We start from the raw sequence: 12,542 nt of genomic DNA, 5'->3' as shown, positions 1-12,542 counted from the left end.
CCGCACGGGCTCTCCCGCTATGGAAGGGGACGAAGCGCATGGTGCGGGCTATCCGCGGGGCGATCCAGCTGGATGCCGGCGACCGCGACTCGATCATCCAGGGGACGACCGAGCTGGTCCAGGCGATCATGGACCGCAACTCCCTGACCACGGACGACGTGATCAGCGTGCTGTTCACCGCCACGCCCGACCTGACCGCCGAGTTCCCCGCGCTCGCCGCGCGCAAGCTGGGTTTCCACGAGGTGCCGCTGATCTGCTGCACCGAGATCGACGTGCCGGGCGCGCTGCCCAGGGTGGTGCGCCTGATGGCCCACGTGGAGACCGACCGGCCGCGGGCGGAGATGCAGCACGTGTATCTGCGGGGCGCGGTGGCCCTGCGTCAGGACATCGCCCAGTAGGCGTCCCACTTCCTGCTTCAATAGCCCGATAAATCAGGACATCGATATGGCCTCGGAACTCCGTACCGTGCTCGTCGTCGGCACCGGTCTCATCGGCACCTCGGCGGCTCTGGCGCTGCGCAAGCGCGGCGTACGCGTGCTGCTCGCCGACCGCGAGGCGGCCGCCGTACGCCTGGCCAGGGAGCTGGGCGCGGGCGAGGAGTGGCAGCCGGAGCTGCTGCCCGCCGGGGACGTCGACCTCGCGGTCATCGCGGTGCCCCCGGCGCACGTCGCCGAGGAGCTGCTGGAGCTGCAGAAGCGCGGTGTGGCCCGCTTCTACACCGACGTGGCCAGCGTCAAGGCCGAGCCCATCCGCCAGGCCGAGCGGCTCGGCTGCGACCTGACCACCTACGTCGCCTCCCACCCGCTGGCCGGGCGGGAGAAGTCCGGGCCGGGGGCGGCCAGGGCCGACCTGTTCCTCGGGCGGCCGTGGGCGTTGTGCCCGACCGGCGAGGCACTCTCCGAGGCCAGGACGGCGGTGCTGGAGCTGATCGAGTTGTGCGGCGCCAACCCCGTCGAGGTGGGCGCGGAGGAGCACGACCGCGCGGTCGCCGTCGTCTCGCACGCCCCCCACGTCGCCGCCTCGGCGGTGGCGGCCCGCCTGGCCGACGCCACCGACGTCGCGCTCGGCCTGGCCGGGCAGGGGGTGCGCGACGTGACCCGCATCGCGGGCGGCGACCCCGGGCTCTGGCTGGGCATCCTCGAGGGCAACGCGGATCCGGTCGCCGAGGTGCTGGAGGCCGTCTCGCGCGACCTGGCCGAGGCCGCGACGGCGCTGCGCTCCCTGGCCGGGGGCGACGGCACCGCGTCCGGCGACCTCACCCAGCTTCTCAAGCGCGGCGTCGCCGGGCACGGGCGCATCCCGGGCAAGCACGGCGGTCCCGCGCCCGCCTATGTGGTCGTCCAGGTCGTCATCGGCGACCGTCCCGGGCAGCTCGCGCGGCTGTTCCAGGTGTGCGACGAGGTCGGGGTCAACGTCGAGGACGTGCGGCTGGAGCACGCGCCGGGGTTGCCGCTGGGCATCGCCGAGCTGTGGGTGCAGCCGGACGCGGCTTCGCCGCTGGCCGACGCCCTGCTCGAACGCGGCTGGCAGGTCCCCTGACCGCACCGCCGTCCGCCCCCTGATCACGGCGGGGCGCGGTCCAGCCTGCGGCGGGCTCGTTCGACGGCGGGCGGGAGGCCGCGCCGGGCGGCCAGGGCCCGGGGCAGGCTCCGTACGGCGGTGCGCAGCCCCTCACGGCCCCCTGGACCGCCCAGCAGCGCCCGCAGGGACCGGCGCGCCACCACCGGCCACGGACGGCGCAGCACGGCCGTGAGCACGGCGTCGCGCGCGGCCAGCGCCTGTCCGCCGCGCGGGTCGCGGACCGCGGCGGGACGGTGGTGGGCCACGACGTCGTCCACGTAGGCCAGCCCCCAGCCGCGCGCGGCCAGGTCCACGGCCAGGCGCTCCTCCTCGCCGTAGAAGAAGAGCACGTCGTCGAATCCGCCCGCCTCCAGGAACGCCTCCCTGCGTACCACGGCTCCACGGGCCAGGAAGCTCAGCACGCTCGGCCCCGGCAGGCCGTCCTCGACGCCGAGCGGGGAGTCCCGCATCGCCTCCGACACCGGGTCCGGCCGCTCCTCGGGCCCCACCAGCACACGCGCGCCCAGGACCGCCAGGCGGGGGTGGGCGTCCAGCACGTCGGCCGCCCGGTCCAGCGCCCCGGGCGCCCACCAGGAGTCGTCGTCGGCGAAGGCCACGTACGGGGTCCCGGCCAGGCGTACGCCGAGGTTGCGGGCGGGCGCGCCGAGGTTGGCGCCCGCCTCGACCACCTGGACGTCGGGGAAGTGCTTGCGGACGAACCCGGCGGTCCCGTCGGAGGAGCCGTTGTCGACGAGGATGACCGGCCGCGGGTGGCGGGGGAGCGACCGGGCCAGCGTACGGACCCGGTCCCTGGCGGCCACCACGACCGTGACCCGCGCTCGGCTCGTCTCCGTCACGCCCGACCTCTAACCCGCGCGGCCCCCCTTAGTCCTCTGAAGGGCGTTGACGGCGGGCGGGGGGAGGCGTAGAAAAGACGGTAACAGCGTTACCTACAAGAAACGGTGTTACTCACATGGCGGTCACCGCGTACCGGCAAGCCCAGCAGGAAGGCCAGAGCGTGGTCAGGTCGGCCATCCTCGACGCCGCCAAACACCTGCTCATCGCCGACGGCCCGGCGGCGCTGACCGTACGGCGCATCTCCGGCGAGGTCGGCTGCTCCACGAAGGTGATCTACACCCTCTTCGGCGGCAAGGACGGGCTCAGCGAGGCGCTCTGGCTGGAGGGGTTCGCCCGGCTGGAACGGCGGCTGCTGGCCGTCCCCGCCCAGGACGACCCGATCGACGCGCTGCACGCCGGCCTGGAGGCCTACCGCGAGTACGCGCTGGACGAGCCCGACTACTACCGGGTCATGTTCCAGAACGCCATGCACGGGTTCGAGCCGGCCCCCGAGCCCGCCCCCGCCGGGCGGCGGACGTTCGACATCCTGGTCGACGCCGTGGCCGCCGCCCTGGAGGCCGGGCGGCTGCGCGGCACGCCCGCCGGGGAGCTGGCCGACGTGTTGTGGATGGCCATCCACGGCGCGGTGAGCCTGGAGATCTCCGGCTTCTTCGACCGGGCCGAGGCGGGGCGGCGCTACCGGCTGCTCTGCACCTCCGTGCTCACGCCGTTCCTGACCTGAGAGGAAGCGCACGATGACCACCAGCCCCTACCGCAACGGCTTCGCACCCGCGACGGAGGAGATCACGGCCTTCGACCTGGAGGTCACCGGCCGCATCCCGGCCGAGCTCGACGGCCGCTACCTGCGCAACGGCCCCAACCCGCTCAGCCTCGACGACCCCGCCGCCACCCACCTGTTCATGGGCCAGGGCATGGTCCACGGCGTGCGGCTGCGCGGCGGGCGGGCCGAGTGGTACCGCAACCGGTGGGTGCGCAACGCCGAGGTCGCCCGGCGGCTGGGCGAGGAGCCGAGGCCGGGGCCGGTGCACGAGGGCATGGACTTCGCCGCCAACACGCACGTCATCGGCATCGCCGGGCGCACGTTCGCGACCGTCGAGGCGGGCGGGCTGCCGTACGAGCTGAGTTACGAGCTCGACACGGTCGGCGCGTGCGACTTCGTCGGCGGCCTGCCCGGCGGGTACGCCGCCCACACCCACCTCGACCCGGTCACCGGCGAGCTGCACGCGATGGCCTACTTCGCCGGCTGGGACCACCACCAGCACATCGTGATCGACCCCAAGGGCGTGGTGGCGCAGGTCAGGGACATCCCCGTCGCCGACCGCCCGATGCTGCACGACTTCGCCCTGACCCGCCGGTACGTCGTGATCTACGACCTGCCGGTCACGCTCAGCATGGCCCACGCCGAGCGCGGCGCGCCGCTCCCGTACGCGTGGGACGACGCCCGCGCCGCCCGGCTCGGCCTGCTCTCGCGCGAGACCGGCGACGTGCGCTGGGTCGAGGTGGACCCTTGCTGGGTCTTCCACACGCTCAACGCCTACGACGACGGCGACGACGTCGTGATCGACGTGGTCCGCTACCCCAAGCGGTTCGTGGACGCCCGGCTCGACCAGCGCGGCGCGCCCACGCTCGACCGCTGGCGCGTCGACCCCGCCGCCGGCCGGGTCACCACCACCCGGCTGGACGACCGCCCCCAGGAGTTCCCCCGCATCGACGAGCGCCGCACCGGCGGCCCGTACCGGTACGGGTACACCTCGGCCGCCGCCGACCTCCACGACGTGATCTACCCGGCCGGAACCGAGCTGGAGGACCTGCCCGACGAGGCGTTCGACAACACGCTCATCAAGCACGACCTGGAGCGCGGCACGCAGGAGTCGCGGCGGTTCGGGCGGGGGGCGTACGCGGGGGAGCCGGTGTTCGTGCCCTCCGGCGCGGCCGAGGACGACGGATATCTGCTGACCTACGTCAACGACCCGGCCAGGGGAGCGGCCGACCTGGTGATCCTGTCGGCCCAGGACTTCACCGGCGAGCCGGTCGCCACCGTGCACCTGCCCGCCCGGGTCCCGCTCGGCTTCCACGGGAGCTGGATCGCGGACTGACCGGACGCGGTAGCCTCTTCAGGTTGGGGAAACACACGTGAAGAGGGAGAGGCCGTGTCCGGTCTGGTCGTCGCCATGGACGGTCCTTCGGGGTCGGGCAAGTCGAGCGTGTCGCGCGGGGTCGCCCGTGCGCTGGGCCTGCGTTACCTCGACACCGGGGCGATGTACCGGGCGATGACGTGGTGGATGCTCCAGCAGGGCGTCGACCTGGCCGACCCCGCCGCGATCGCGGCCCGTTCCGGCGAGCCGTCCATCGTCTCCGGCACCGACCCCGAGGGCCCCACGATCCAGGTCGACGGCGTCGACGTGGGCGGGCCGATCAGGGAGGCCGAGGTGACCGGCGCGGTCTCCGCCGTCGCCGCCGTCCCCGAGGTGCGCGCGCGCCTGGTCGCGCTCCAGCGGGAGCTCGCCGGCGCCGGTGACATCGTGGTCGAGGGCCGCGACATCGGCTCGGTCGTCTGCCCCGACGCCGCCGTCAAGGTCTACCTGACGGCCAGCGCCGAGGCCCGTGCCCGCCGACGGAGCGCGGAGCTGACCGGCTCCACGGTGGAGGCGCAGCAGGCCGACATGGCCAGGCGTGACACCCTGGACTCAACACGTAAGACGGACCCACTCTCGATGGCGGATGGCGCCGTCGAGCTCGACACCACCGCGCTCAACCTCGAAGAGGTCATCGCGGAGGTGCTGAGACTGGTCAAGGAGCGCACCTGAGCCCAGGTGCGGTACTCACGTAAGGATGAATGATCGTGTCAACGGGGGATTGGGTCGAGGCCGGCCTCGACGAGCTGGAAGTCGCCGAGCACGGTGACACCACGCCACTGCCGGTGGTCGCCATCGTGGGCCGCCCCAACGTGGGCAAGTCCACGCTGGTCAACCGCATCATCGGCCGCCGCGAGGCGGTCGTGGAGGACGTGCCGGGAGTAACCCGCGACCGCGTCACCTACGACGCCAACTGGCGCGGCCGCCGTTTCACCGTGGTCGACACCGGCGGCTGGGACCCTGACGCCACCGGCATGAACCTGCGCATCGCCGAGCAGGCTCAGGTGGCCGTCGAGCTGGCCGATGTGATCGTGTTCGTGGTCGACGCCACGGTCGGCGCGACCGACGCCGACGAGATCGTGGGCTCGGTGCTGCGCCAGTCGGGCAAGCCGGTGATCCTGGCCGCCAACAAGGTCGACAACCAGCAGCTGGAGATGGAGGCGGCCGCGCTGTGGGCGCTCGGGCTGGGCGAGCCCTACCCGGTCTCCGCGCTGCACGGCCGCTCCAGCGGCGACCTGCTCGACGTGGTGCTCGACGCGCTGCCCGAGACGCCGCAGATGACCTTCGGCGCCGAGCGCGGCCCGGCCCGCGTGGCGCTGCTCGGCAAGCCCAACGCGGGCAAGTCCTCGCTGCTCAACCAGCTGGCGGGGGAGGAGCGGGTGCTGGTCGACCCGATGGCCGGCACCACCCGCGACCCGGTCGACGAGCTGATCGAGCTGGGCGGGCGCACCTGGCGGTTCGTCGACACCGCCGGCATCCGGCGGCGCGACCGCGAGCTGCAGGGCGCCGACTTCTACGCGGCCATGCGCACCCGCGCCGCCCTGGAGCGCTCGGAGGTGGCGATCGTGCTGATCGACGCCAGCGAGCCGCTCACCGAGCAGGACCTGCGGATCATCGGCCTGGTGATCGAGTCCGGTCGGGCCATGGTGGTGGCGTTCAACAAGTGGGACCTCGTCGACGAGGACCGCCGCTACTACCTGGAGAAGGAGATCGACCGGCAGCTCGTACGCACCCCGTGGGCGCTGCGGGTCAACATCTCCGCCAAGACCGGCCGTCACATGGACCGGCTGGTGCCCGCGCTGGAGAAGGCGCTCAACTCCTGGTCCACCCGGGTGCCGACGGCGCGGCTCAACGCGTTCCTGACCGAGCTGGTGCACGCCACGCCGCCGCCGGTGCGGGGCGGCAAGCAGCCGAAGATCCTGTTCGCCACCCAGGCGTCGGTCGAGCCGCCGAAGTTCGTGTTGTTCACCTCCGGCTGGCTGGAGGACACCTACCGGCGCTTCATCGAACGGCGCATCCGCGAGGAGTTCGGGTTCGCCGGATCGCCGATCGACGTCACGATGAAGATCCGGGAGAAGCGGCCCAAGAAGGACAAGTAACGGCGTTGCCGTATGATCGGCGGCAACACGTGGACGGAGACGAGTAACCAGCGGGCCGCACGGGCCCAGAGAGCCGCCGGATGCTGCGAAGGCGGTCCCGTGTCCGCTGGTGAAGACACTCCCGAGTGCGGGGAGGAAATGCCCCGCCGGCCTGACCCCCGTCATCGGGTCGTGGAGGCCGCCCCTCGCGGGCGGTGAAAGTGCGGTGGCACCGGGAGCTCCCTTCTCCCCCGCACTCCCAAGGGGTCATGCACTTCCTGCAGAGGAGCTGTGATGATCTCTCGTGTCCTGTCGGCGGCGCTCGCTGAGCACGCCGGCCAACGAGTGACGATCGCCGGCTGGGTCCATCGCCGCCGGCACCTGAAATCCGTGTCCTTCCTGGTCGTACGCGACCGTTCCGGGCTGGCGCAGGTGGTCAGCGCGTCCGGGGAACTGCCGGCCGAGGAGAGCGTGGTCCGGGTCACCGGCACCGTGACCCCGGCCGGGCAGGCGCCGGGCGGGGTCGAGCTGACCGGGCCGGAGATCGAGGTCCTGGCCGAGCCCGACAAGGCGCCGCCGTTCGACCTCTACCGCCCGGTCGTGGCGGCGAGCCTGCCGACGATCCTCGACCACGCCCCCGTCGCGCTGCGGCACCCGCTGCTGCGGGCGCCGCTGGAGATCTCGGCGGCGAGCGTGGCCGGGTTCCGGGAGACCCTCGACGGGCTCGGGTTCACCGAGATCCACACGCCCAAGATCGTGGCCTCGGCCACCGAGTCGGGCGCGAACGTCTTCGGCATCGACTACTTCGGCCGGCGCGCCTACCTCGCGCAGTCGCCGCAGTTCTACAAGCAGACGATGGTCGGGGTGTTCGAACGGGTCTACGAGGTCGGGCCGGTCTTCCGCGCCGAGCCGCACGACACCGTACGGCACCTGGCCCAGTACACCAGCCTCGACGCCGAGCTGGGGTTCGTCGCCGACCACCGGGACGTGATGGCCGTGCTGCGCGAGGTCGTGGCGGGCATGGTCGAGTCCGTACGCCGCCGCGCCGGGGCCGCCGTCGAGGCGACCGGGACCGTGCTGCCCACAGTGCCGGACGAGATCCCGGCCGTGCACTTCACCGAGGCCCAGCGGCTGACCGGCGAGGACGAGCCCGACCTGTCACCGGCCCAGGAACGGTGGCTGTCGGAGTGGGCGCTGCGCGAGCACGGGTCGGAGTTCCTGTTCGTCACCGGCTACCCGATGTCCAAGCGGCCGTTCTACACCCATCCCGACCCGGCCAGGCCGGGCTACTCCAACGGGTTCGACCTGCTGTTCAGGGGCCTGGAGCTGGTGACCGGCGGCCAGCGGCTGCACCGGTACGAGGACTACGTACGGGCCCTGGACGGGGACGTGGAGCCGTATGAGGGTTACCTCCAGGCGTTCCGGTACGGGATGCCGCCGCACGGCGGGTTCGCGCTCGGCCTGGAACGCTGGACGGCCCGGCTGACCGGCGCCGCCAACATCCGCCAGACCACCGCCTTCCCGCGCGACCTGCACCGCCTGTCGCCCTGACCGGAGGCCCGGCCTAGGAGACCGGGCCGGGCTCCTCGCCGGGGGCGGCGCCCACGAGAGCGGACGCCGCCTCCGCGCGGCGCGGCATGAGCAGCGCCACGGCCGCCCCCAGCAGGCAGACGAACGCCGTGAGCAGGAACATCTCGGTGTACTCGACATGGAGGGCGGCGTCCACCTTGGCCAGGTAGTCGGCCAGCCGCCGCTGGTAGGTCTGCGCGTCGACGCCGAACGGCAGCGGCGTGTCCAGGTGGGCGGTCAGCGACTGGAACCGGTGGAACCCCCACGCCGACACGCCCGCCACGCCGATGAGCATGCCCATCATCCTGGCCACCACGACCGCCGCCGAGGCCACGCCGTGCTGGGCGGCCGGGCTCACCCGCAGCACCGCCGACGAGACCGGCGCGATCACCAGCCCGAGACCGAGGCCCGCGATGACCAGGTCGGCGTCCACGGCCAGGCCCGCCCCGGCCAGGTCGAGCGGCCAGCGGCTCATCAGCCAGTAGCCGGCCGCCGCGATCAGCAGGCCGGGCACCGCCACCGCGCGCTCGCCGGCCCGCCGGGCCAGCACGCCGCCGAGCAGCGCGCCGACGGCCAGCGCGCCGAGGAACCTGGCCAGGACCAGCGCCGCGCCCAGGGCGTCCTCGTCCAGCAGCGTCTGCGCGGCGAACTGCACGAACACCATCGTCACCAGCAGCGCGGCCCCCGTCAGGAAGCTCACGGCCAGCGTCGCCAGCAGCGGCCCCTTGCGGGCCGCCGACAGGTCGAGCAGGCGGACGGGGGAGCGGATCTCCCACCAGACGAAGACGGCGGCCGCCACCGCGCCGCCCGCGATCACCGGCGGGCCCCACGGCGGGAGCACGGTCGTGGCGGGGTCGGGGTTGTAGAGGCCGACGACCAGGAGGGCGAGCGCCAGGGCCAGCAGGGCGCCGCCGACGACGTCGACGCGGGCCCGCGCGGCGGGCGGCCGGGACGGGACCGTACGCTGCACGGCGACGGCGGCCAGGGCGGCCAGGGGCACGTTGACCCAGAAGATGGCGTGCCAGCCGCCCAGCTCCACCCCCGCCACGGCGACCGGGGGGATCAGCGCCAGCACGCCGCCGTACAGGGGGCCGAGGGCGCTGCCCAGCTCCTGGGCCGCACCCACCGCGCCCAGCGCGAGCGGGCGGTCGCGGGTGTCCCAGAGGTCGCCGATCAGCGCCATCGTGATCGGCAGCAGCGCCCCGCCCGCCACCCCCTGCACCGTACGGCCCGACACCACCATCGCCTCACCGGCCGCCAGCGCGGTCAGCACCGAGCCGAGCGCGAACGCCGCCAGGCAGGCGTGGATCAGCGGCCGGCGGCCGTAGCGGTCGGAGAGCTGGCCGAGCAGCGGCATCGCGGCGACGTACCCGAGCAGGAACCCGGTGACGACCGGCGTGACGCGCTCCAGGTGGTTCTGTGGCACGCCCACGTCATGGGCGATGTCCATCAGCACCGTCACGACCACGTACGCGTCGAGCGCGGCCAGCAGCACCACCGCGCCGCCCGCGCCGAGCGCGACCCGGCGGGCGCGGGACGAGGCGGTCACCCGGCTCACCCGGAGGTGGGCGGCGTGATCGTGACCGGCGCGTCGTAGTCGCTGAACGTCACCGTCACCGTGCCGTTCTGCAGCGGCAGGCTGGCCTTGGTGAGCCTGGCGGTGGCCTTGTCGATCCAGACCTTGCCGTTCACGCCCTGCGTGACGCCCGGGACGATCTGCCCCACGACCTGCCCGGAGAACGTCGTCGCCACCCGGTACGAGCCGTCCTCCAGCGCCTCCACCTGGGGATCGGTGGCCGAGGCGAGCAGCTGCGCGATGCCCTTGGCCGGGCTGAGGATCACCGAGGGGTCGTAGAACTGGGCGAGCTGCTGCCTGGTCATCGTCTGGAACCCGCCGGTCGGCCCCTTGAAGTGCACCGTGTCGCCGATCACGGCGAAGGTGATCTCCTGGAGGGTGCCCAGCACCTCCAGCGTGATCGTGCCGTCGGCGTCGCCTCCCGAGGTGAGCCTGCCGTCGGCCTTCTTGAGCGGCACGTTGGGCTTGCCTTCGGTGGCGATCGAGAAGCCGGCCGACTTGACGGCCTTCATGGCCTCCGACGCCTTCTTCATCAGGTCGGGCCCGGCGGGAAGCTCGTCACCGCCGCCGCCCCCGGCGGAGCAGGCCGACATCAGCGCGAGCACGACAACGATCAGCAGCTTTCGGAGCATGAGCGGATCGTAGCGACCGCCCGGGAACGCCGCGCGGCGCCGGCCATATCGGTTGGGTGTCAGCGCAGCTTCTTCAGGTGCTCGACGATCGGCTCGAACGCCTGCTCCAGCGCCTCCATCTGGTCGTCGGTGAGCCGGTCGACGAAGTGCTCGCGCACGCCGGCGACGTGGTCGGGCGCCACCCGCTGGATCGTCTCCCAGCCCTCGTCGGTCAGGACGGCGAACGTGCCGCGCCGGTCGTCGCGGCAGTCCTCCCTGGTGACCAGACCTTTGGCCTCCATGCGGGAGATCTGGTGCGACAACCTGCTGCGCGACTGGATCGTGGCGTCGGCCAGGTCGCTCATCCGCATCCGCCGCTCCTGGCTCTCGGAGAGGTTGACCAGGATCTCGTAGTCGTTCAGCGAGAGCTGATGCTCCTGCAACTCGCGATCGAGGCGGTGCATGAGCAGCTTGTGCAGCGCGAGATGCGTACGCCAGGCACGCTGTTCGGTGGGGGAAAGCCAGCGGGGCGCGCTCATGATCCCCAATCTAGCGCACGACCGCGGCGATGCGACTACCTGCGGGGGGCTGCCGGGCGTGCCCCCCGTAGAGTGATCTGGTGGCGGAGAAGTCGGGGGACAGCCTGGCCACCGTGCTGGTCGCGGGCGCGGCGAACCTGACCATCGCCCTGGCCAAGCTCGTCGCCGGGCTGATCGGCGGATCGGCCGCGATGTTGTCGGAGGCGGCCCATTCGGCCGCCGACACGGTGACCGAGCTGCTGCTGCTGGTCTCGGTACGCCGATCGGGCAAACCGCCCGACGAGCGCCACCCCTTCGGCTACGGCAAGGCCGGGTTCTTCTGGGCGATGATGGCGGCGGTCGCGACGCTGGTCGGCGGCGCCGGTTTCTCCGTCACCCACGGGGTCCACGAGATCAGCCACGGCGAGGAGCTGGGCAACCTCACTCCGTCCTACGTCGTGCTGGCGGTCTCGTTCGTGATCGAGGGCGTCTCGCTGAGCAAGGCGCTCTCGCAGTTGCGCGCCGCGGCCGGCAGGCACAAGATCCGGCCGCTGCGCCTGGTGCGGATCACCTCCGACACCGCGTTGAAGGCCGTGTTGTTCGAGGACGCCGCCGCGCTGGTGGGCCTGGTGATCGCGGCGATCGGCCTGCTCGGCTCCCAGTGGTCCGGCTCGGCCCTGTGGGACGGCGCCGCGTCGGTCGCGATCGGGCTGCTCCTGCTGGTCGTCGCGCTCATCCTGATCCAGTCGAACCTGTCGCTGCTCATCGGCCAGGCCGCCCCCCGGCAGGTCGAGACCGGCATCCGCGCGGTGTTGCTGGCCCAGCCCGAGGTGGAGGAGGTGGTCGAGCTGCTGACGATGATGATCGGGCCAGGCTCGATCATGGTCGCCGCGAAGATCGACTTCTGTGACGAGGCCGGCGCGGCGGGCGTGGAGATCGCCTGCGACCGGCTCGACCGGCGGCTGCGCGACCGTTTCCCGGGCGTCAACCTGGTCTTCCTCGACCCGACGCCCACGCGGCGGGGCTAGCCGTCAGGCCGCCGGGGGCACCGGCACCCGCCGGGCGGGCGAGTCGGTGATCACCGCGACCATGACGTCCGGGTCGGCGCGCCACTCCAGCAGATGGCGGCCCGCCAGGTCGGAGCCGCCCGAGCGCAGCTCGTCGAGCGTCAGCTCACCGCGCTTGACCAGGGCCTCCTTACGGGTCCAGTGGCGGATCAGGTCGTCGTTGCCGGTGACGAGGGCACGTTCTGCGGGGGTGAGCGCGTGGTCGGCCAGCGCCTCGTTCAGCGGGCCCGGCGGCACGTGCTCGGCGTCCACGCCGACCCGGCCGGGGCCGGCCGCCGCGCACACGTAGCCGCGGGTGTGGCTGAAGCTCACGCCCAGTTCGGGGGCCTCGGGCAGGTACGGCCTCCCATGGCCGGGGCCGTGCACCTCGCAGCGTTGCAGCAGGGTCAGGCTGTCCGGCGGGAGGCCGAGCACGGCGGCGGCGCACAGGCGTACGAGCAGGTGGGCCGCGACGAAACAGGCGCGGTCGGCGGGGAAGACGAACCGGTCGGCCCGCTCCCGCTCCACCTCGGTCAGCCACGTCTCGGGCGCGCGCACCTCTTCGGGGCGGCCGCCCATCGCCAGGGGGAC

The 12,542-nt window shown here is 73.0% G+C and carries 13 protein-coding genes; 8 read left to right on the top strand and 5 right to left on the bottom strand.

Going from position 1 to position 12,542, the window contains the following annotated elements; translation table 11 throughout:
- Nucleotides 1-38 precede the first annotated feature (38 nt).
- Complete coding sequence (aroH, locus tag DMB42_RS02860; protein WP_125630246.1) at nt 39-398, top strand: chorismate mutase; 360 nt, start codon at nt 39-41, stop codon at nt 396-398.
- A 46-nt stretch (nt 399-444) separates the two neighbouring features.
- Nucleotides 445-1,539 (top strand): prephenate dehydrogenase, encoded by a 1,095-nt coding sequence (locus DMB42_RS02855; protein ID WP_125630244.1) that lies wholly within the window; start codon nt 445-447, stop codon nt 1,537-1,539.
- Between the two features lie 23 nt (nt 1,540-1,562).
- On the opposite strand, the gene DMB42_RS02850 is transcribed toward DMB42_RS02855, so the two are convergent.
- Nucleotides 1,563-2,417: a glycosyltransferase family 2 protein gene (locus tag DMB42_RS02850; RefSeq protein ID WP_260477441.1), complete on the bottom strand. Its 855-nt coding sequence runs from the start codon at nt 2,415-2,417 to the stop codon at nt 1,563-1,565.
- A 116-nt stretch (nt 2,418-2,533) separates the two neighbouring features.
- On the opposite strand from DMB42_RS02850, the gene DMB42_RS02845 reads away from it, so the two are divergent.
- The 5 genes from DMB42_RS02845 (at nt 2,534) to aspS (ending at nt 8,182) form a co-directional block, all read left to right on the top strand.
- Nucleotides 2,534-3,139 (top strand): TetR/AcrR family transcriptional regulator, encoded by a 606-nt coding sequence (locus DMB42_RS02845; protein ID WP_125630242.1) that lies wholly within the window; start codon nt 2,534-2,536, stop codon nt 3,137-3,139.
- A gap of 13 nt (nt 3,140-3,152) precedes the next feature.
- Nucleotides 3,153-4,514 carry a carotenoid oxygenase family protein gene (locus DMB42_RS02840; RefSeq protein WP_125630240.1) on the top strand — a complete coding sequence of 454 codons (1,362 nt, stop codon included), beginning with the start codon at nt 3,153-3,155 and terminating at the stop codon, nt 4,512-4,514.
- A 54-nt stretch (nt 4,515-4,568) separates the two neighbouring features.
- Nucleotides 4,569-5,225: a (d)CMP kinase gene (gene cmk, locus DMB42_RS02835; RefSeq protein ID WP_125630238.1), complete on the top strand. Its 657-nt coding sequence runs from the start codon at nt 4,569-4,571 to the stop codon at nt 5,223-5,225.
- A 35-nt stretch (nt 5,226-5,260) separates the two neighbouring features.
- Nucleotides 5,261-6,652 carry a ribosome biogenesis GTPase Der gene (der, locus tag DMB42_RS02830; RefSeq protein ID WP_125630236.1) on the top strand — a complete coding sequence of 464 codons (1,392 nt, stop codon included), beginning with the start codon at nt 5,261-5,263 and terminating at the stop codon, nt 6,650-6,652.
- A 273-nt stretch (nt 6,653-6,925) separates the two neighbouring features.
- On the top strand, nt 6,926-8,182 hold the full coding sequence (gene aspS, locus DMB42_RS02825; RefSeq protein WP_125630235.1) for an aspartate--tRNA(Asn) ligase: 1,257 nt from the start codon (nt 6,926-6,928) through the stop codon (nt 8,180-8,182).
- Nucleotides 8,183-8,195: 13 nt separating this feature from the next.
- Here aspS and DMB42_RS02820 read toward each other — a convergent pair whose 3' ends face one another.
- The 3 genes from DMB42_RS02820 to DMB42_RS02810 are packed head-to-tail and all read right to left on the bottom strand — an operon-like array spanning nt 8,196 to nt 10,926.
- Nucleotides 8,196-9,749: an MFS transporter gene (locus DMB42_RS02820; protein WP_125630233.1), complete on the bottom strand. Its 1,554-nt coding sequence runs from the start codon at nt 9,747-9,749 to the stop codon at nt 8,196-8,198.
- A 5-nt stretch (nt 9,750-9,754) separates the two neighbouring features.
- A complete protein-coding gene (locus tag DMB42_RS02815) occupies nt 9,755-10,408 on the bottom strand; it encodes an LppX_LprAFG lipoprotein (RefSeq protein WP_125630231.1) in 654 nt (217 codons plus the stop codon).
- A gap of 59 nt (nt 10,409-10,467) precedes the next feature.
- The gene (locus DMB42_RS02810) at nt 10,468-10,926 is read right to left on the bottom strand and encodes a MarR family winged helix-turn-helix transcriptional regulator (RefSeq protein ID WP_185844435.1); all 459 of its coding nucleotides are present in this window, start codon (nt 10,924-10,926) and stop codon (nt 10,468-10,470) included.
- 80 nt (nt 10,927-11,006) lie between these two features.
- Between DMB42_RS02810 and DMB42_RS02805 the strand changes: the two genes are divergently transcribed.
- A complete protein-coding gene (locus DMB42_RS02805) occupies nt 11,007-11,933 on the top strand; it encodes a cation diffusion facilitator family transporter (RefSeq protein ID WP_260477440.1) in 927 nt (308 codons plus the stop codon).
- Nucleotides 11,934-11,936: 3 nt separating this feature from the next.
- On the opposite strand, the gene DMB42_RS02800 is transcribed toward DMB42_RS02805, so the two are convergent.
- Entirely contained in the window at nt 11,937-12,530 is a 594-nt protein-coding gene (locus tag DMB42_RS02800) for a 4'-phosphopantetheinyl transferase superfamily protein (protein ID WP_125630225.1), read from the bottom strand.
- Between the last annotated feature and the right edge of the window lie 12 nt (nt 12,531-12,542).

The organism is Nonomuraea sp. WAC 01424, assembly GCF_003947315.1.
GTDB classification, from domain to species: Bacteria; Actinomycetota; Actinomycetes; order Streptosporangiales; family Streptosporangiaceae; genus Nonomuraea; species Nonomuraea spiralis.
The sequence above is the reverse complement of the archived record's forward strand: the minus strand, read 5'-3'. Positions and strand labels throughout refer to the sequence as shown.